Below are 18,475 nucleotides of genomic sequence, written 5' to 3'. Positions count from 1 at the left end.
GATTTCGGAGCCGGTCGACCTGCCACGGATCCTTTCTCGGCCGGTGAGCGACCAAGTGGCCAGTGGCTCACGCCGCAGAGGATCCGTCCCCGCACGTCATCGCCTTGGAACTCCTGCGCCGGCCCCAGGCACCGCGTGGCGAAGCCAGACCCCGCCCTGGTGGAGTCCGGCTTCGCTGCTGTCAGAGGGTGACGCAGGCCGCCGCGGTCGCTCCCAACGGTGCGCCGCACAGCAGTGTCCCCTTGTTGAACTTGCCGTTCAGCGCAACCTTGTACTTCAGCACCGCCTTCGCGCTCGTCCAGTGTCGGCTGCCGGTGAAGATGTTGAGGCGGCGCGCCGTGCCGTCGGTCACCGAGACCGTCGCGTCTCGGACCAGCACCTGGGAACCGCTGTCTGTGTAGACATCGGCGGCGAAACACGTCACCGAGTTGCAGGTGCTCTTGATCGACGCGTCGGCGGGCGCCGCCGTCAGCGTCAGTGCCGCTCCGGCAGCAGCGATCGCTGTGACGGCGGACAAAATGCGCTTGCTCATTAAAGCTCCTTGGGACTCCGAATTTCCTGGCCGGCCCAATCCTGGTGACAAATCGACGGTGTGAACCAGGTGGCAAATCGGTCATTGACCGGTTCCGGCCATCGGACGCGGATAGGCCATCCCGGGAGAGTTACCGCCGTCGATCTGCGGGAAGTCGGCGATGGGCTACGCCGGACCGGCGCCTCGCGGTTGTCGAACCGGAGCACGGGGACGTCCCGTCATGCCGCCGAGAGCGCATTGCGACGAGGCCGAGCCGACTCGGGCAGACCCACGAGTCGAAGACGCGGACCTGGAACCAGCACCGTCGGGCACGCAGCGGCCTCTACAGGGGTCTGTTGCGGCGAGTCAAGATCACCGTGGACCGGAGTACCCGACCTGGTTCGTCCGAACGGAGCAGTCCGCTCGCCGGCGTCAGGCACGGCTATGATTCTGCGCGCGGGATCACCACTTCGGGGACCGATCCGCGTATCGTCCGGAAAGCAACCGCTTAGTACGCTCGCGGGCAAGTACCCGCTTCTCAACGACGAGGAGGTCCTCCGTGACCGATTCCGCTTCCCGTGTCGCCGTGGTCACCGGTGCCGGCCGAGGTATCGGTGCCGCCGTGACCGCGCGGCTGGCCGATGACGGCTTTGCCGTCGCGCTGCTCGATCTCGACGAGGCCGGCGTCAAGAAGGGCGCCGAGGCGATCGTCGCCAAGGGTGGCAAGGCTGTCGGAGTCGCGCTCGACGTCAGTGATGCCGAACAGGTCGAGGCGGCCGTCGGCCGGGTGGCCGATGAGCTCGGGCCGCCCGTGGTGCTCGTCAACAACGCCGGCATCACCCGGGACAACCTGATCTTCAAGATGACCGAGCAGGACTGGGACTCCGTCCTCGGCGTGCACCTCAAGGGCTCCTTCCTGATGACCCGCGCGGTGCAGAAGCACATGACCGAGCAGAAGTACGGCCGGATCGTCAACCTGTCGAGCACGTCCGCGCTGGGCAACCGCGGCCAGGTCAACTACTCCGCCGCCAAGGCCGGCATGCAGGGCTTCACCAAGACCCTCGCCATCGAGCTGGGCAAGTTCAACGTCACGGCGAACGCGATCGCGCCGGGGTTCATCGCCACCGACATGACCGCCGCGACCGCCGAGCGCCTCGGCATGGGCTTCGAAGACTTCAAGGCGGCCGCCGCGTCGCAGATCCCGGTGCAGCGCGTCGGCACGCCCGATGACATCGCGAACCTGGCGTCGTTCCTGGTCAGCGAAGGCGCCGGGTTCATCTCCGGCCAGGTCATCTACGCCGCCGGCGGACCGAAGGACTGAGGCCGATGCGCGAGTTCGAGAACCTCGACGCCTTCGCCGCCGCGGTCGGCGAACACCTCGGGTACAGCGAGTGGCTGAAGGTCACCCAGGACCGGGTGAACCAGTTCGCCGACGCCACCGACGACCACCAGTGGATCCACGTCGACGAGCCGATGGCGACCGCCGGCCCGTTCGGCGGCACCATCGCCCACGGCTTCCTGACGCTGTCGCTGCTTTCGGCGTTCGGCCCGAAGATCTACAAGGTCAACGGCATTAAGATGGGCATCAACTACGGCCTCAACAAGGTGCGCTTCCCCCAGCCGGTGAAGGTCGGCTCGAAGGTGCGCGCCGGCGCCGAGCTCGTCGAGATCACCGACATCCCCGGCGGCAAGCAGGCGGTGTCGAAGTGGACGGTCGAGATCGACGACGAGGCGAAGCCCGCCTGCGTCGCCGAATGGGTGACGCGGTTCCTCGCGTGACGTCCGAGGAGCGGCACTTTCCCTATGAAAGTGCCGCTCCTCACCTCTCCGTACTGCATACCGACTAGTCGGTATGCTTGCCCCCACGGAGCTTGAGGAGGCTGGATGAACCCGACCGACCCGCCGGGCCTGGACCTGGGCCGCCTGCGCGCCCACCTGGACGCGCACCGGCCCGGCCTGGTCGCCGGACAGCTGTCCGCGGACGTCGTGGAGGGCGGCCGGTCGAACCTCACCTACGTGGTCGGCGACGGCCGCTCGCGCTGGGTGGTGCGCCGCCCGCCGCTCGGGCACGTGCTGCCCACCGCGCACGACATGACCCGCGAGTTCCGGGTGATCTCGGGCCTGCGCGACACCGCCGTGCCGGTGCCCGAAGCACTACTGCTCTGCGAGGACGCCGACGTCATCGGCGCGCAGTTCTACGTCATGAGCTTCGTCGAGGGCACGCCCTACCGGACCGCGGACGAACTGGCGCAGCTCGGCGAACAGCGCACCCGCGCCATCGCCGACGCGCTGGTCGACACGCTCGTCGACCTGCACGCCGTCGACCCGGCCGCGGTCGGCCTCGGCGACTTCGGCCGGCCCGAAGGCTTCCTGGAGCGGCAGCTGCGACGGTGGAAGAAGCAGCTCGACGCCTCGCGCAGCCGCGACCTGGACGGCATCGAGGAGCTGCACGACCGGCTCGCCGCCGCGGTGCCGGTCTCCGGGAAGCCGTCGGTCATCCACGGCGACTACCGCCTGGACAACGTCCTGGTCGACGGGAACGACGAGATCTCCGCGGTGCTCGACTGGGAGATGTCGACGCTGGGCGACCCGCTGACCGACCTCGCGCTTCTGGTCGCCTACGCCGAGCGCGACAAGGTGTCGCTGCAGTTCGTCTCCAACGCCAGCTCCGCGCCGGGCTACCCGAGCACCGACGAAGTCGTGCGGCGCTACGCCGAACGTTCGGGCCGGGACGTCTCGCAGCTGAACTGGTACGTCAGCTTCGCGTTCTTCAAGCTCGCCGTGATCCTGGAGGGCATCCACTACCGCTACACGCAGGGCAAGACGGTCGGCGCGGGCTTCGAAGGCGTCGGGGCCGGTGTCCCGCTGCTCATCTCGCACGGCAACGAGATTCTCAAAGAGGAGAAGTAAATGGACTTCGCGTTCGACGAGAAGACCGAGGAGCTGCGCGGGAAGCTCCTCGAGTTCATGGACTCGCACATCCACCCCGCCGAAGGCGTCTTCGAGCAGCAGCTGGCCGAACGCGACGACCCGTGGGCCATCCCGCCGGTCATGGCCGAGCTCAAGGCCGAGGCGCGCAAGCGCGGCCTGTGGAACTTCTTCCTCCCGGGCGAGCACGGCGCGGGCCTGACGAACCTGCAGTACGCGCCGCTGGCGGAGATCACCGGCCGCAGCATCCGGCTCGCCCCGACCGCGCTCAACTGCGCCGCGCCGGACACCGGGAACATGGAAGTGCTGGCCATGTTCGGCAACGAGCAGCAGCAGAAGCAGTGGCTGGAACCGTTGCTGAACGGGGAAATCCGCTCCGCGTTCGCGATGACCGAGCCGGACGTCGCCTCCTCCGACGCCCGCAACATCGAGACCGCGATCCGCCGCGACGGCGACGAGTACGTCATCAACGGCCGCAAGTGGTACATCTCCGGCGCGATGAACCCCGCGTGCCGGATCTTCATCGTGATGGGCAAGACCGACCCGGACGGCCCGCCGCACAAGCAGCAGAGCATGATCCTCGTCCCCCGCGACACCCCGGGCCTGACGGTCAAGCGCGGCATGCACGTCTTCGGCTACGACGACAGCGACCACGGCGGCCACGCCGAAGTCCTGTTCGAGGACGTCCGCGTGCCGGTCGAGAACCTCATCGCCGGCGAGGGCGACGGCTTCGCGATCGCCCAGGCGCGTCTCGGGCCGGGCCGGATCCACCACTGCATGCGCGCCATCGGGATGGCCGAGCGCGCGCTGGAGCTCATGTGCAAGCGCGCGATCTCCCGCGAGGCGTTCGGGAAGCCGATCGCGCAGCAGGGTGTCGTGCAGGACTGGATCGCCGAGTCGCGGGTGAAGATCGAGCAGCAGCGGCTGCTGGTGCTCAAGACCGCGTGGCTGATGGACACCGTCGGCAACCAGGGCGCGCACACCGAGATCCAGGCCATCAAGATCTCGACACCGGCCGCGGTCGAGTGGATCCTCGACAAGGCCGTGCAGGTGCACGGCGCGGGTGGCGTCAGCCAGGACTTCCCGCTGGCCGCGATGTGGGCCGGCAACCGCACGCTGCGCCTGGCCGACGGGCCGGACGAAGTCCACAAGCGCTCACTCGCCCGGCGTGAGCTGAAGAAGTACCTTTCGGAGGCCGCCAAGTGAACGCCGAAGACCTGACGCGCCAGGCCCGTGAGTTCCTGGCCGCGCACGACCCCGCGACCACGGACCGGATGGACTTCCTGCGGGCCCGGTTCGACGCCGGCCTCGCCTGGATCCACTTCCCCGCCGGGCTCGGCGGGCAGGACGCGCCGCGCGCGCTGCAGTCCGCTGTGGACAGTGTGTTCACCGAGGCGGGCGCGCCGGACAACAACCCGCGCCGGATCGGCATCGGGCTCGGCATGGCCGCGCCGACCATCCTCGCCTTCGGCACGCCGGAGCAGCGCGAGCGCTACCTGCGTCCACTGTGGACCGGCGAGGAGGTGTGGTGCCAGCTGTTCTCCGAGCCGGGCGCCGGCTCCGACCTCGCCGCGCTGGGCACCCGGGCCGTGCGCGACGGCGACGACTGGATCGTCACCGGCCAGAAGGTGTGGACGTCGGGCGCGCACGAGTCGCAGTGGGCGATCCTGGTCACCCGCACCGACCCGGACGTCCCGAAGCACCAGGGCATGACGTACTTCCTGTGCGACATGACCGCGCCCGGCGTCGAAGTCCGGCCGCTGCGCCAGATCACCGGCGAGGCCGAGTTCAACGAGGTCTTCCTGACCGACGTCCGGATCCCCGACACCCAGCGCCTCGGCGCGGTCGGCGAGGGCTGGAAGGTCGCGCAGACGACGTTGATGAACGAGCGCGTCGCCATCGGCGGGCACGTCCAGCCCCGCGAAGGCGGGCTGATCGGCATCGTCACCAAGACCTGGCGCGAACGCCCCGAGCTGCGCACGCCGGAGCTGCGTGACCGCCTGGTGCAGCGCTGGGTCGAGGCCGAGACGCTGCGGCTGGCCGGCACCCGGCTGCGCCAGCAGCTGACCGCCGGCGCGCCCGGACCGGAGGGCTCGGCCATGAAGGTCGCGTTCTCCGAGCTGAACCAGGCCCTGACCGGCCTGGAGGTCGAGCTGCTCGGCGAAGAGGGCCTGGCCTACGACGACTGGACGTTCCGGCGCCCGGCGATCGTCGACTTCACCGGCCGCGAAGCCGGCTACCGCTACCTGCGCGCGAAGGGGAACTCCATCGAGGGCGGCACCTCGGAGGTCCTGCGCAACATCATCGCCGAGCGCGTGCTGGGGCTGCCCTCGGAGCCGCGCGTCGACAAGGACGTCGCCTGGAAGGACCTCCCCCGATGACCGACCTGCTGTATTCCGACGTCGAGGAAGACCTCCGGGCCTCGGTCCGGGACCTGCTGAAGGACAAGGCCTCGGCCGAGGCGCTGCTCGCGCGCGTCGAGACGGCCGAGGGCTACGACCTGAAGCTGTGGCGCACGCTGGCCGAGGAGGTCGGCGTGGCCGGGCTGGCGGTGCCCGAGGAGCTGGGCGGGCACGGCGCGTCGGCCCGCGAGGTGGCCGTGGTGGCCGAGGAGCTGGGCCGCAGCGTCGCGCCGGTGCCGTTCCTGGGCAGCGTGGTGCTGGCGACGACGGCGCTGGTGCGCGCTTCGGCGGACGAGTTCGTCCGCCGGCTGGCCTCGGGTTCGGCGATCGGCGCGCTGGCCGTGCCGCTGTCGACGGCGCCGGGCGCGGGCTTCCCGTCGTCGGTGACCGTTGCCGACGGCAAGCTCAGCGGCCGGGTCGGCACGGTGGCCGACGCGTCGGTGGCGGACCTGCTGGTCGTTCCGGCGGCGGGCCCGGACGGCCCCGAGCTGTACGTCGTCTCGGCGGCCGATGCGACGGTGACGGAGCTGGTGTCGTTCGACCTGACGCGCCGGGTGGCGGACGTAGCGCTCTCGGACGCGCCGGCTCAGCTCGTGGCGTCCGGCCCGGAAGCGGCTTCGGCGCTGGAGGAGGCGCTGCTGTTCGGGGCCGGGATCCTGGCGTCGGAGCAGACGGGCGTCGCGGAGTGGGCGTTGACGGAGACGGTGTCGTACCTGAAGGGCCGCTACCAGTTCGGGCGGCCGGTGGGCGGGTTCCAGTCGCTGAAGCACCGGCTGGCGAACCTGTACACGGACCTGGTCCTGGCCCGCGCGGCGGCTCGGTACGCGGCGGATTCCCTGGCCACGGGGACCGACGTGCCGATCGCGGTGTCGGTCGCGCAGGCCAGGGTGGCGCCGATCGCGGTGCACGCCGCGGAGGAGGCCATCCAGCTGCACGGCGGCATCGGGATGACGTGGGAGCACCCGGCGCACCTGTATGTGAAGCGGGCGAAGGCGGACGAGCTGGCGCTGGGGACACCGGGCAAGCACCGGGCCCGGCTGGCCGAGCTGGTCAACCTCCCGGCCTGACGCACCGGGCGGCCGGGGAGTTCGCGCTCCGGCCGCCGCACCGCTCGTTGGCCGGTCGCCAGCGCCCCAATGTGGCGTTCGGGGCGGCGGACGCACCCAACGCCACATTGGGGCGCTTGGGACCGGTGGGCGCACGCAGCCGCCGCGGCGCGCTCAGCCTGGCTTTCGTGAATCTCCTTCGGTTTTTGGCCGAATTTTCGCTCATCTGAGCGAAAATTCTGTGAGCCACACCACCCGCCGGGCAAAAGGGTGGGAAAAGTGCCCGCGTTCCCATGGTTTTCCCCACCCCGCAAGACCTAGCCTGGCGCCATGGAATTCGCCGTCGTGCCGACGGAAGCCGGTTCGCTCGAGGAATTGACCGTTGTCGTCGGCGGACATCGGCACAGCGCGCTCGCCGCCGGGCCCGAAAGCGGTGAGCTCGTCCTGCTCCTGCACGGCTGGCCCGAATTCGCCGAGTCCTGGACCGAGCAGCTGCACGCCCTCGGCGAGGCCGGCTACCGGGCCGTCGCCGTCGACCAGCGCGGGTACGCCCGCGAGGCGCGGCCCGAAGGCGTCGAGCACTACTCCATCGAGCACCTGGTCGGCGACGCGCTCGCCTTCGCCGGCAGCCAGGGCGCCGACCGGTTCCACCTGGTCGCCCGCGACTGGGGTGGCATGGTCGCCTGGGCGCTGGCCACCGCGCACCCGGACCGGCTGCGGTCGCTGACCGTGCTCTCCACCCCGCACCCGTCCGCCCTGCAACGCGCCGCCGCGACCGATGACGGGCAGTTCCACGACCTCGGCTACATCCGCTTCTTCCGCCGCGGTGTCGGCAAAGCCGAGAAATTCCTCTTACGCGACGAAGCCGCGCAATTACGCGCTGTCTACAACCGCCGAATCCCGGTCGAAATCGTCGAACGCACCGTCGCGCGCCTTTCCGAACCGGGTGCGCTGACCGCGACCTTGAATTGGTACCGCGGCGCCACCAACGACGTTTTCGACGTCCCGGCCGGCCGGATCACCGTCCCGACGCTCTACCTCTGGGGCAGCGAGGACCCCTACCTCGGCCAGAGCGCCGCCGAGCTGACCGTCCACCACATCGACGCCGAGTACCGCTTCCAGATCGTCGAGGGCGCGAGCCAGTGGATGGCGATGGAGGCCCCCGACGAGGTCATCGCCCTCCTCCTCGACCACCTCCGCCGCCACTAGCCGGTCTTGCGGACCAGCCCGGTGTAGCCGACGAGCGCGAGCGTCGCCAGGGCCCAGATCGCGGCCTGGACCAGCCAGATCGCCACGGTGAACACCTGGCCCGCGCCGATCCCGGTGTTGAGGTCGCACCGGCCCCGCACGCCGGGCGACAGCGGCAGCCCGCGCTCCAGGCCGACGCCGATCAGCTCGACCGGCGTGCACGGCGTGCCGGCCCGGGCGCCGAAGTCCGCCGTGCGTTCGGCGGCGAGGTGCCCGCCGGAGCCGGCGTGCCCGGCCCACAGCCCCAGTGCGCCCGCCGCGAGCACCGCCAGCAGCAACGCGGCCGCGGTCCGCCGCGCGCGATAGCCGTAGCCGGCGAAGAAGCCCCACAGCCAGTGGAACCGCCGGGCCGGCCAGCCGCCGATGGTCCGGGGCGCCCACCGCTGGAGGTCTCGTTGCTGGGCGATGAGGATCCGGCGGGCGTTGCCGTCGTGGCCGGCCGCCCGTTCCGCGGCCGCGAGCCGCTGGTACGGCCCGGGCCGGTAGGACGCCGTGTGGTCGCGGATCAGGCGCAGCCACTCGTCCCACTCGACGTCGGCGAGCGAGCCGAACCGGAAGCCGTCGACGACCACCTGACCGGCCGGGCCCACCACCTCGGCGGGGAAGAAGATCGGCCCGTCGACGACGGCGTCTTCGAGGCTCACGAGCAGCTCGTCGCGGTGGGTCAGCTCGGCGCCGGTGAAGCTCAGCTGACCGCCGACGTGGGCGCCGAGCAGGTGGATCGTCGCGTACTCGCCGGCGCCGCTCCCCCGCAGGCCGGTCACCGCGAGGCTGTCCCGGACCCGGAAGCGGTCCGCGAACAGCGCCGGGCCCGCGTCGTTGGTGACCTCGGCGCCGGTGAAGGTGGCCGAGCCGTCGACCCGGGCCGCCCGCAGGCTCAACGCGCCATGCTCGGACGAGCCGGTCGCCGTCACCCCGCTCAGGTCGAGGTAGGTGCCGACGCGCAGGTCGTCGGCGCTGAAGGCGGGCCCGGACGCGTTGGCCAGCTCCGCCCCGGGCAGCCGCAGCTGGCTGCCGATCTCGGCGTTGTGCAGCCGCAGCGCCCCGTCCGTCCCGGCGCCGGAGACCTGCGCGCCGGTCAGGTCGAAGTTGCCGCCGACGTGCAGACCGTCGGCGTGCAGTGCCGGGCTGCGGTCGTTGGTGAGCCGGGCTTCTTCGCAGTACAGCTCGCCGTCGATCCGGGCGCTGAGCAGGCGGACAGTGCCCGGCTCGCCGGACCCGGCGGCGGTCAGCTCCCGGAAGTGGACGTTGCCGCCGACGCGGAGCCGATCGCCGCTCAACGCCGCCCCGGCATCGTTGGCCAGCTCAGCGCCGTCGAGGGAGAGGTTGCCGCCCACGTGCCCGCTGAGCAGGCAGAGCGCGCCGTACTCGCCCGAGCCGCGCGCCTGCATCCCCTCGGCGGAGAAGCTGTCGTCGACCCGGATGCCGTCGGCGCTCAGCCCGCGGCCACGGCCGTTGGTGACCACGGCGCCGTCGAGGTCGACCTGGCCGCCGACGCGCGCGCTGGTCAGGTCGATCGCGGCGTCGCGGCCGGCGGTCACGACGACGCCGGCGCAGCGGAGGTCCCGGGCCTCGAGGCGGTCGGCCTCCAGGCCCGGCCCGCTCTCGTTGGTGAGCACGGCCTCGACGAGGTCCAGCGCGCCGCCGACCCGGGCGCCGAGCAGGCGGGCCGCCCCGGCTTCACCGGCCCCGGTCACCGTCGCGCCGCTCAGGCTCAGGTCGCCGTCGACGACCAGGCCGTCGGCGCTCAGGGCCGGCCCGGACACGTTGGTCAGCTCGGCGCCGGCGAAGTCGGTTTCCCGGGCGACGCGGGCGCCGGTCAGCCGGACCGTGCCGAGGGCCCGCGCACCGGACGCCCGGAGGCCGACGCCACGCAGCGCACCGCTTTCCAGCCCGTCCAGGCCGAGCGCGGGACCGTCCGCGCTGGTGACCACCGCCCCGGTGAGGAGGACCCGCCCGGTGACCCGGGCGTCGCGGAGGCTGACGACGCCGTGTTCGCCGTCGCCGCTCGCGCGCACGCCGGCGAGCACGAGGTCGTGGTCGATCCGGACGCCGTCGCCGTCGAACCCGGCGATCCGGCTGCCGGACAGCTCGAGCCACGGCAGCCGGGCCCGGCGCGCCCCGATCGGGTTCACGAGCACGCAGCCCACCAGCGCGAGGCCCGCCACAGCCTCGACGTGGTCCAAGGTCAGGGTGCCGGCGATCCGGGCACCTTCGACGCGGACGCCCGCCGGATCCACCGGACCCCGGCGGCCGAGGAGCAGCTCCCGGAGCACTTCGGCCCGGATCGGCGCGCCGGGCGCCACCGCGCGGCCGCGACGGGCCGCATCGGCCAGCTCCCGCTCGGGCTCGGTCAGCTCGTCGATCACCGGCAGCGGCGGGAAGTCGGTCACCCGCCCATTAGACCGGACCCCCGCAGCCGAGGAACAACACCCGCAGCACTACAGCCCGGACCGACGCACAGGGCGCCACCGCAACGAGCCGCCTCGGCCAGCTCATCGATCACCGGCGGCGCCGGGAAGTCGGTCACCCACCCATCAGACCGGACCCCCGCAGCCGAGGAACAACACCCACAGCACTACAGCCCGCACCGACGCGCCCGGCGCCACCCCAACGAGCCGCCTCAGCCAGCTCATCGATCACCCGCAGCGCCGAGAAGTCGGTCACCCACCCATCAGACCGGACCCCCGCAGCCGAGGAACAACACCCGCAGCACTACAGCCCGGACCGACGCACAGGGCGCCACCGCAACGGGCCACCTCGGCCAGCTCATCGATCACCGACAGCGGCGGGAAGTCGGACACCCACCCATCAGACAGGCGGGCGCAACGCGTCCAGCAGCAGGTCCGCGTAGTGGTCCCCGACCTGGCGCGCCGACAGCGTCCCGCCGCGGCGGTACCACGAACCCAGGTGGTGCACCGAGCCGAAGAAGAAGTCGACCACCACGTCCGCGGGCTTGTCCGTGCGGAACTCGCCCGAGGCCTGGCCTTCCTCGACCAGGCCGCGGAAGCGCTCGTGGTACTTGCGGCGCTCGGCGCGGACCGCCTTCTGCTTGTCCGGGGACAGCTGGTGCATCGACTGCAGGAAGATCGTGTTGTCGTCGAGGTTGTCGATGCTGGAGACCACCACGTCGGACGCGGCGGCGCCGAGCCGTTCCCGCAGCGGGGCACTCGACGACGCGACGCTCTCCAGCTGCCGGGTCTGCTCGCGCAGGACACGGGCGTAGATCTCGTAGAGCAGGTCGTCCTTCGAGCCGAAGTAGTGGTACATCGCGCCCTTGGTGACGCCCGCGGCCTCGACGATCTCCTGGACCGACGTGCGGTCGAAGCCCTTCTTCGCGAACAGCTTCGTGGCCTGCTCCAGCAGCCGCCGCGGCACGGCGGCCTGGTCGTCGCCGGAGGCCTCCCCCGGCTTGCGGGTGCTCGCTCGCGTCACGGCAGTTGCCTCCTCTCCGGGTTCGAACGCACAGGATAACGGGCTCAGGACGCCCCGGTGAGGAAGCGCCGGGGATTGTCGACGAGCATGGCCGTGATGTCCGGTTCGGACACCCCGCGTTCCCGCAGCGCGGGCAGCACGTCCCGGGTGATGTGCAGGTAGTGCCAGTTCGGCGTCAGCACCGGGAGCTGGTCCGCGGGCAGCCAGTCGATGTAGCAGCTCGCGTCGTGCGAGAGCACCATGCTGCCCGCGTAGCCGCGTTCGCACATCGCGACGACGGTGTTCACCCGCTCTTCGAACGGCAGCAGCAGGTCGAGGCCGAACCGGTCCATGCCGAGCAGCGACCCGCGGTCGGCGAGCTCGATCAGGTAGCCGAGGTCGGTCGAGTCGCCGGAGTGCCCGAGCAGCACGCGGTTCAGGTCGACGCCTTCGGACTCGAAGACGTTCTGCTGCTCCAGCCCGCGCCGCGTGCCCGCGTGCGTGTGGGTCATGATCGGCGTGCCGGTTTCCTTGTGCGCCTTGGCGACCGCGCGCAGGACGCGCTCGACCCCGGGCGTGACACCGGGTTCGTCGGTGGCGCACTTGAGCAGCCCGGCCTTGACGCCGGTGCCGGCGATGCCGTCGCGGATGTCGCCGACGAACAGCCCGACCAGCGGGTCCTCGCCCTGCAGCAGCGTGCCCGGCCCGCGGAAGTGCAGGTAGTGCGGCACGTCGTTGTAGGTGTAGAGCCCGGTCGCGACGACGATGTTGAGCTCGACCTCGGCGGCGACCCGCTGCACGCGCGGGATGTAGCGGCCCAGGCCGATCACCGTCGGATCGACGATGGTGTCGATGCCGGCGGCCTTCAGGTCCTTGAGCCGCCGGATCGCCTCGGGGACGTGCTCGTCCTCCTTGAACCCCTCGTGTTCGGGGTAGTTCTCGACGAACTCGGGGCTCAGCACGAAGAGGTGCTCGTGCATCAGCACCTTGCCCAGTGCTTCCGGCGCGATCGCGCCGCGGACGGTCTCGACCACGCCGTTACCCCCGAGCCCGCAGTTCGCGGCGCAGGATCTTGCCGCTGGTGGTCTTCGGCAGCTCGTCGAGGACTTCGACGGTGCGCGGGTACTTGTAGGCGGCGAGCCGTTCCTTGCACCACGCGACCAGCTCCGCGGGATCGGCGTTCGCGCCGGGCGCGGGGCTGACGTACGCCTTGACCGTCTCGCCGCGGTATTCGTCGGCGACCCCGACGACGGCGGCCTCGCGGACCGCCGGGTGCGTGTACAGGACGTCTTCGACCTCGCGCGGCCAGACCTTGAAGCCGGACGCGTTGATCATGTCCTTCTTGCGGTCGACGACGTAGACCCAGCCGCGCTCGTCCATGAACCCGATGTCGCCGGTGAGCAGCCGCCCGCCGGGCAGCGACTCGGCCGTCGCGTCCGGGCGGTTCCAGTAGCCGGAAACGACCATCGGGCCTTCCACGGCGATCTCGCCCGCCTGGCCGAACGGCAGCTCTTCCCCGTCCTCGCCCAGGATCCGCACGATCGTGTCCGGCACCGGGAGGCCGATGGAGATCGTGCCGGACGCCGGGTCGATCGGCGCTTCGAGCGTGCCAGGGACGACGACGCAGCCCGCGCTGGTTTCGGTGAGGCCGTAGCCGTTGTGGATGTAGTGCCCGGTCTTCGCGCGGAAGGCCTCGACGACGGCGGGCGGCAGCGCGGCGCCGCCGGAGTAGAGCAGCGCGAACGACGAGAAGTGGTCGCGGCTGAAGGACGGGTGCGCCATCAGCGCCATGTAGGCCGTCGACGGCCCGACCGTGTACGACGGCCGGTGCTCGAGGAAGGCGTCGAGCACCACCCCGGCGTCGAAGCGGTAGGCGAGGGCGAGCGTGCCCTCGATGTCGATCGCGGAGCCGAGTTCGCAGACCATGCCGGTGATGTGGAACAGCGGCGCGAGCCCGAACAGCGTCGAGCCGGCGGGCAGGCCGCTGAACGAGCCGAGCCCGGCGGCGTTGGTGCCGAGGTTGCCGTGGGTGTTGGTGGCGCCCTTCGGTGTGCCGCTGGTACCGGAGGTGTAGCTGATCAGCGCGACGTCGTCGAGCGCGAAGGCCGGCTCCGGCGGCTTCGGGCCCGGGGTGGCGGCGGCTTCGAGGAGTTCGGTCGCGCCCGGGGTCTCTTCGCGGATGACCTTGCCCAGCACGCGCTCGTCGTCGCGCGTCTGGAACTCCAGTTCGCTGGTGGTGAGCGCGATGCCGATGTCCTTCGCCGTCTCGGCGATGAAGGCGTTCCAGCCGCGCTGCGAGCACACGATCGCCTTGACCCCGGCGTCGGTGAGCACGTGGGTGAGCTCGCGGTCGCGGTACATCGGGTTGACCGGGACCACGATCCCGCCGGCCTTCCACGCGCCCAGCAGGGCGATCACGAACTGCGGGATGTTCTGCAGCACCAGCGCGAGCCGGTCGCCGCGCGCGAAGCCGTGGGCGCTCAGGTACCGCGCGACGCCGTCGGAGAGCTCGTCGACCTCGCGGTAGCTCAGCCGCGCGTCGAAGTACACGATCGCCGTCCGGTCGGGGACGTGGTCCGCGGCGCGGCGGAAGGTCTCCGGCAGGGTCGTCGGCTTCGCCGGTTCCGCGGCCCGCACGCTTTCGTCGTAGCTCGCCAGCCAGGGCTTCGCGTCGTACCAGCTCACTCCGTGACCTCCTTTGGACACCGACCGGTCGGTATGCGAACGCTAGGAGGCCGCGGCGGCCGCGTCAAGGCCCGGCTTCGCGGGAATCGCAGAAGCCGCCTTTCACCGCGTAATACGGCTGCCGGTTCGGAATGGTTCAGCTTCTCTCTTTTCCCCGCCGAACTCTGGACAACTCCCTGGTGGAGCCGCCACGATGACCTCCGCGGCCGGCTCGGCCGCACCATTCGGAAAAACCGCGCGCTGCCCGTGTGGTCCCTCTCTGTTCACGCTAACTTGGAGTGATTCATGCCTGCTACCGGTGGACGACACCGCCTCTCGCGGCGGACGAAGATCGCGACGGCGGCCCTCGGCCTCGCGATCGCGGCGGGGGCGCTGGTGATCGCGACGACCGTCGGCGACCCCGGCGCGGCGAACGCGGCGACCGGCAACCGGATCAGCTGCCCCGACGTCGCTTCGCAGCTGCCCGCCATCCCCGCGCAGGCCCAAGCCGAAGTGCAACGCAACCTGGACCTGCTGAACACCCAGATCGCCGAAGCGAACAACCGCCTGGCCACCACCGTCGGGCAGGGCGGCCCGAACTTCGTCCAGAACGCGATCCTCGGGCCGCTGGCCGACAAGCGGACGTCGACGATCGACCGGATCGCCATCGCCATCGGTCGCCGGGGCGAGAAACCGCAGAACCTCGGCGGCCTGGCGACGTGCTCGCTGGGCGGCCAAGCGGCGCCGGCGTCCTCCACTGCCCCGGCACCGGCCCAGCCGACCAGTGCCGCGGCGGGCGACGCCGGGCAGATCACCTGCCCCGACGTCGCCTCGCAGCTCCCGGCCATCCCCGCGCAGGCCCGAGCCGAGGTCGAGCGGAACCTCCAGCTGCTCGACACGCAGCTCGCCGAAGCCAACAACCGCCTGGCCACCACTGTCGGCCAGGGCGGTCCCAACTTCGTGCAGAACGCCATCCTCGGCCCGCTCGAGGACAAGCGCGTCGCGACGATCAACCGCATCGCGACCGCCATCGGCCGCACGACCGACAAACCGCAGGGCCTCGACGCGCTCGCGCCCTGCAGCCGTTAACGGGCCAAGAGGCCGCTGATCCGCAGGAACCCGCGGGTCGTCATGGAGACGAACACCTCCGTGGCGGTGACCGGGTCGAACGAGAACGTCGTCGGGTCGTTCGAACCGGTCCCCCACGAGATCTTCAGGTTGCTCACCGGCGCGGAGCCCTGAGTCCCCCGGTAGAAGACGGCGACGGTGTCCGGCAGCACCAGCGTCGCGTCCAGCACGAAGTTCGCGACGATCTCGCCGAAACGCTGCGGAGTCGGCCAGACCAGCGAAACCCAGTCCGCCGGCCGCGGCCGGCTCACCGCCGGCAGCGTCGCGGTCGCCGGCTTGAGGTAGAAGTTCGACCAGCCGGTGGCGGGGTTGCCGTCGAGCATCGCCGCCGGCAGCGTGTCCGGGGCGCCCGCATAACTCGCGTTCGCGGCCAGGACGACCGGCACCTCGGGCAGCTCCACCGCCCGCGCGCCCGGGCCGTTGCGCTGCCCGAGGTTCGTCCCCGGCACCGTGGTGCTCCCCGAGGTCAGGCCCGGCGCGCTCGCCGTCACGGTGATCGGGCCGCGGCCACCGGTCGCGGCGACGATCGCGACGGCCTGGCCGCGGAAGGTGGCGACCGTCGGCTGCTGGTAGCCCTGGGCCGACTCCTGGCGTCCGTTGTCGACCCCGGCGAGCCGGCCGGGTCCGCCGACGGTGAACCGCAGCGCCAGCTCGGCACCCGGCACCACGACCCCCTGGGCGTCCACAACGGACGCCGTCACGAACGCCATCGCGCCTTCCCCGCGTGGTGCGGCGCTGAGCGTGACCGCGCTCGGCGGCCCGGCCGTGACGAGCTCGTCGCGGGCCACTTCCCGGCCGTCGGCCCGGGCGATCGCGGTCAGCGTGCCGCGTTCGAACGGCACGGTCCAGCTCAGGTGCAGCTTGCCGGTGCCGCCGTTCGGGCTGGTGTAGCTGCCGGACGGGTCGTTCTTGTCGTCGCCGGTCGGCTCGCTCGTCTCGAGGTAGGCCCGGCCGTCCACAGTGGCCTTGCGGTCGAAGGTCTTCGTGCCCAGCGAACGGCCGTTGAGCACCAGCTCGACGGTGTCCACAGTGGAGTAGACCCAGACCGCGACGGGCTCGCCCGGGGCGTGGCCGGTCCAGTCCATCGGCGCCAGGTGCACCATCGGCGCGGTGGTCCACTGGCTGCGGAAGAGGTGGAAGGCGTCCTTGGGCAGGCCCGCGCTGTCGACCGCGCCGAAGAAGGACGTCTTGACCGGGAAGGCGTCGTAGGGGGTCGGCTCGCCGAGGTAGTCCTGCCCGGCCCAGAGGAACTGGCCCTGGCAGAACTTGCGGTCGCGGTCCTTCTTCAGCGAGTACTCGCCGCTGAACGTCCAGGAGGCCAGGTTGTTGTCGTAGGACGACGCCGCCCGCTTGCCCGGCACGTGGTTCTCGCCGGTGTTGAGCAGGTCGGGGTCCTGGTACACCCCGCGCGTCGAGGTCTCCGACGACGACTCGGACTCGAAGAAGAACTTGTCCGGGTAGGCCGCGTGCAGCCCGTCGAGCGACTGCGCGGTGTTGTAGTTGACGCCGAGGCCGTCGAGCTGCCGCAGGATGAGGTCCTGCGGCGAGCCCGGCGCGGGCACGCTCCGGTAGCGGTCCGAGCCCATGATCACCGGCCGGGTCGGGTCGATGTCACGCACGGTCTTGATGAGCGCCGCCGCGATGGCCGGGCCGCCGGCCATCGACGCGTCCGGCACCTCGTTGCCGATCGACCACAGCACGACCGACGGGGAGTTCTTGGCCGCGTGCACCATTTCGGCGATGTCGCGCCCGCTCCACTCGTCGAAGTCGCGGTGGTAGTCGAACTCGAGCTTGCCGGTCCGCCAGCAGTCGAACGCTTCGACCATCAGCAGGATCCCGAGCCGGTCGCAGAGCGTCACCAGCTGCGGGTCGGGCGGGTTGTGCGCGGTGCGCAGCGCGTTGACGCCCATCGCGAGCATCAGCCGCAGCTGGTGCTCGAGCGCGGCCGGGTCGATCACCGCGCCCAGCGCGCCCTGCGACGCGTGGAGGTTGACCCCGCGCAGCTTCGTCGGCACGCCGTTGAGCGAGAACCCGTTGTCGGGGTGGAACGTGAAGTGGCGGAAGCCGAAGTCGGTGGTGGCCGTGTCGCAGCCCGCGACTTCGGTGCGCACCCGGTAGAGCGTGGGCGTGCCGGGCGACCACCGTTGCGGATCGGGCACCGTCTGGGTCGTGACCGCGGTGGCGGTTCGTCCCGGGGCGATCGTCACGGTCGTCGCGCCCTTCGCCTTGACCCGGCCCGCCGAGTCGCTGACGGTCGTGCGCACCACGGCCGTCACCGGCGCGCGGGAGTCGTTCACGACGTCGGTGGCGACCCGGACGGTGCCGCGGCCCGCGGCGATGCCGGGGGTCGTGACGAAGGTGCCGTGCCGGGCGATGTGCACCGGCTCGGTGACGACCAGGCGGACCCGGCGGAAGATGCCGCTGCCGGAGTACCAGCGGCTGCTGGGCAGCGGGTTCACCGCGCGCACGGCGAGGACGTTCGGGGTGCGGCCGTCGGTGTGCAGCCGGCCGGTGAGGTCGAAGGCGAACCCGGTGTAGGCGTACGGGTGGTGGCCGAGCAGTTCGCCGTTCAGGTGTACGTGCGCGTCCGAATAGACGCCGTCGAACTCGACCGAAACGCGTTTGCCCGCCGCTTCGGGCGGGACGACGAACGTCTTGCGGTACCAGCCGAGACCGCCGCGGAAGAACCCGGACCCGCTGAAGGTGCCCTTTTCCACGGGCGGGAGTTCGATGCTCCAGTCGTGCGGGACGTCGACGACCTGCCACGTCGAGTCGTCGAACTTCGGCTTCGCGGCGTCGGCGAACCGGCCGCCGGGGTCGGTGACGCCGTCCGGGTTGGCGAGGGCGAACCGCCAGCCCGTGCCGAAGTCGGTGTCGCGGTCGAGCCGCGCTTCGGCTGCTTTCGCGACCGGCGCGAGGGCCGACGTGACGACGACGGCACCAGCTCCACCGAGGACCGTTCTTCGACTCAAGTCGTGCGACATCGGGCGTTCCCTCCCAGCAGCGGATTACGGCGGGGAGCACTATCGCACGAGGATTTCCCGCCCAACACGGCTTTCGACGAATTCAACCAAGGCTGACTGGCCCGTGCGCCAAGCGACCGCTTAGTCTGAACCCCGACCCGAGGAGGCGGC

Annotated in this window: 14 protein-coding genes; 8 read left to right on the top strand and 6 right to left on the bottom strand. The window is 71.3% G+C overall.

Features of this window, described 5'->3' with window-relative positions; translation table 11 throughout:
* Positions 1–181: 181 nt before the first annotated feature.
* The gene (locus M8542_RS09260; RefSeq protein WP_257919619.1) at positions 182–532 is read right to left on the bottom strand and encodes a hypothetical protein; all 351 of its coding nucleotides are present in this window, start codon (positions 530–532) and stop codon (positions 182–184) included.
* A 538-nt stretch (positions 533–1,070) separates the two neighbouring features.
* Here M8542_RS09260 and fabG point away from each other — a divergent pair.
* From fabG to M8542_RS09225, 7 genes are all read left to right on the top strand, one after another.
* Positions 1,071–1,832 (top strand): 3-oxoacyl-ACP reductase FabG, encoded by a 762-nt coding sequence (fabG, locus tag M8542_RS09255; protein WP_257919618.1) that lies wholly within the window; start codon positions 1,071–1,073, stop codon positions 1,830–1,832.
* 5 nt (positions 1,833–1,837) lie between these two features.
* A complete protein-coding gene (locus tag M8542_RS09250) occupies positions 1,838–2,290 on the top strand; it encodes a MaoC family dehydratase (protein WP_257919617.1) in 453 nt (150 codons plus the stop codon).
* Positions 2,291–2,395: 105 nt separating this feature from the next.
* The gene (locus tag M8542_RS09245; protein ID WP_257919616.1) at positions 2,396–3,421 is read left to right on the top strand and encodes a phosphotransferase family protein; all 1,026 of its coding nucleotides are present in this window, start codon (positions 2,396–2,398) and stop codon (positions 3,419–3,421) included.
* On the top strand, positions 3,422–4,645 hold the full coding sequence (locus M8542_RS09240) for an acyl-CoA dehydrogenase family protein (RefSeq protein WP_257919615.1): 1,224 nt from the start codon (positions 3,422–3,424) through the stop codon (positions 4,643–4,645).
* A complete protein-coding gene (locus M8542_RS09235; RefSeq protein WP_257919614.1) occupies positions 4,642–5,820 on the top strand; it encodes an acyl-CoA dehydrogenase family protein in 1,179 nt (392 codons plus the stop codon). The genes M8542_RS09240 and M8542_RS09235 overlap by 4 nt, the downstream gene beginning before the upstream one ends.
* Positions 5,817–6,908: an acyl-CoA dehydrogenase family protein gene (locus M8542_RS09230; RefSeq protein ID WP_257919613.1), complete on the top strand. Its 1,092-nt coding sequence runs from the start codon at positions 5,817–5,819 to the stop codon at positions 6,906–6,908. The genes M8542_RS09235 and M8542_RS09230 overlap by 4 nt, the downstream gene beginning before the upstream one ends.
* A 309-nt stretch (positions 6,909–7,217) precedes the next feature.
* Positions 7,218–8,096 carry an alpha/beta fold hydrolase gene (locus tag M8542_RS09225; RefSeq protein ID WP_257919612.1) on the top strand — a complete coding sequence of 293 codons (879 nt, stop codon included), beginning with the start codon at positions 7,218–7,220 and terminating at the stop codon, positions 8,094–8,096.
* Here M8542_RS09225 and M8542_RS09220 read toward each other — a convergent pair.
* The 4 genes from M8542_RS09220 to M8542_RS09205 all read right to left on the bottom strand — a co-directional run bounded on the left by M8542_RS09220 (position 8,093) and on the right by M8542_RS09205 (position 14,234).
* On the bottom strand, positions 8,093–10,528 hold the full coding sequence (locus M8542_RS09220; RefSeq protein ID WP_257919611.1) for a translocation/assembly module TamB domain-containing protein: 2,436 nt from the start codon (positions 10,526–10,528) through the stop codon (positions 8,093–8,095). The two genes, M8542_RS09225 and M8542_RS09220, sit on opposite strands and share 4 nt — an antisense overlap.
* A gap of 418 nt (positions 10,529–10,946) precedes the next feature.
* Complete coding sequence (locus M8542_RS09215) at positions 10,947–11,570, bottom strand: TetR/AcrR family transcriptional regulator (RefSeq protein WP_257919610.1); 624 nt, start codon at positions 11,568–11,570, stop codon at positions 10,947–10,949.
* A gap of 44 nt (positions 11,571–11,614) precedes the next feature.
* The gene (locus M8542_RS09210; RefSeq protein WP_257919609.1) at positions 11,615–12,583 is read right to left on the bottom strand and encodes a phosphotriesterase family protein; all 969 of its coding nucleotides are present in this window, start codon (positions 12,581–12,583) and stop codon (positions 11,615–11,617) included.
* A 4-nt stretch (positions 12,584–12,587) separates the two neighbouring features.
* Positions 12,588–14,234: an AMP-binding protein gene (locus tag M8542_RS09205; protein ID WP_257919608.1), complete on the bottom strand. Its 1,647-nt coding sequence runs from the start codon at positions 14,232–14,234 to the stop codon at positions 12,588–12,590.
* A 285-nt stretch (positions 14,235–14,519) separates the two neighbouring features.
* Between M8542_RS09205 and M8542_RS09200 the strand changes: the two genes are divergently transcribed.
* Positions 14,520–15,302 (top strand): hypothetical protein, encoded by a 783-nt coding sequence (locus tag M8542_RS09200; protein ID WP_257919607.1) that lies wholly within the window; start codon positions 14,520–14,522, stop codon positions 15,300–15,302.
* Here M8542_RS09200 and M8542_RS09195 read toward each other — a convergent pair.
* Entirely contained in the window at positions 15,299–18,325 is a 3,027-nt protein-coding gene (locus tag M8542_RS09195) for a glycoside hydrolase family 2 TIM barrel-domain containing protein (RefSeq protein WP_257919606.1), read from the bottom strand. The two genes, M8542_RS09200 and M8542_RS09195, sit on opposite strands and share 4 nt — an antisense overlap.
* Positions 18,326–18,475: the final 150 nt, after the last annotated feature.

The sequence above is a fragment of the Amycolatopsis iheyensis genome, from assembly GCF_024703995.1.
In the GTDB taxonomy this organism is placed as follows: Bacteria; Actinomycetota; Actinomycetes; order Mycobacteriales; family Pseudonocardiaceae; genus Amycolatopsis; species Amycolatopsis iheyensis.
This window is presented reverse-complemented; position numbering and strand designations above follow the sequence as displayed.

Coding starts and splice junctions, on each gene's coding strand:
- M8542_RS09200 (WP_257919607.1), top strand. CDS start 14,520: ATGCCTGCTACCGGTGGACGACACCGCCTCTCGCGGCGGACGAAGATC.
- M8542_RS09245 (WP_257919616.1), top strand. CDS start 2,396: ATGAACCCGACCGACCCGCCGGGCCTGGACCTGGGCCGCCTGCGCGCC.
- M8542_RS09240 (WP_257919615.1), top strand. CDS start 3,422: ATGGACTTCGCGTTCGACGAGAAGACCGAGGAGCTGCGCGGGAAGCTC.
- M8542_RS09250 (WP_257919617.1), top strand. CDS start 1,838: ATGCGCGAGTTCGAGAACCTCGACGCCTTCGCCGCCGCGGTCGGCGAA.
- M8542_RS09260 (WP_257919619.1), bottom strand. CDS start 532: ATGAGCAAGCGCATTTTGTCCGCCGTCACAGCGATCGCTGCTGCCGGA.
- M8542_RS09195 (WP_257919606.1), bottom strand. CDS start 18,325: ATGTCGCACGACTTGAGTCGAAGAACGGTCCTCGGTGGAGCTGGTGCC.
- M8542_RS09230 (WP_257919613.1), top strand. CDS start 5,817: ATGACCGACCTGCTGTATTCCGACGTCGAGGAAGACCTCCGGGCCTCG.
- M8542_RS09225 (WP_257919612.1), top strand. CDS start 7,218: ATGGAATTCGCCGTCGTGCCGACGGAAGCCGGTTCGCTCGAGGAATTG.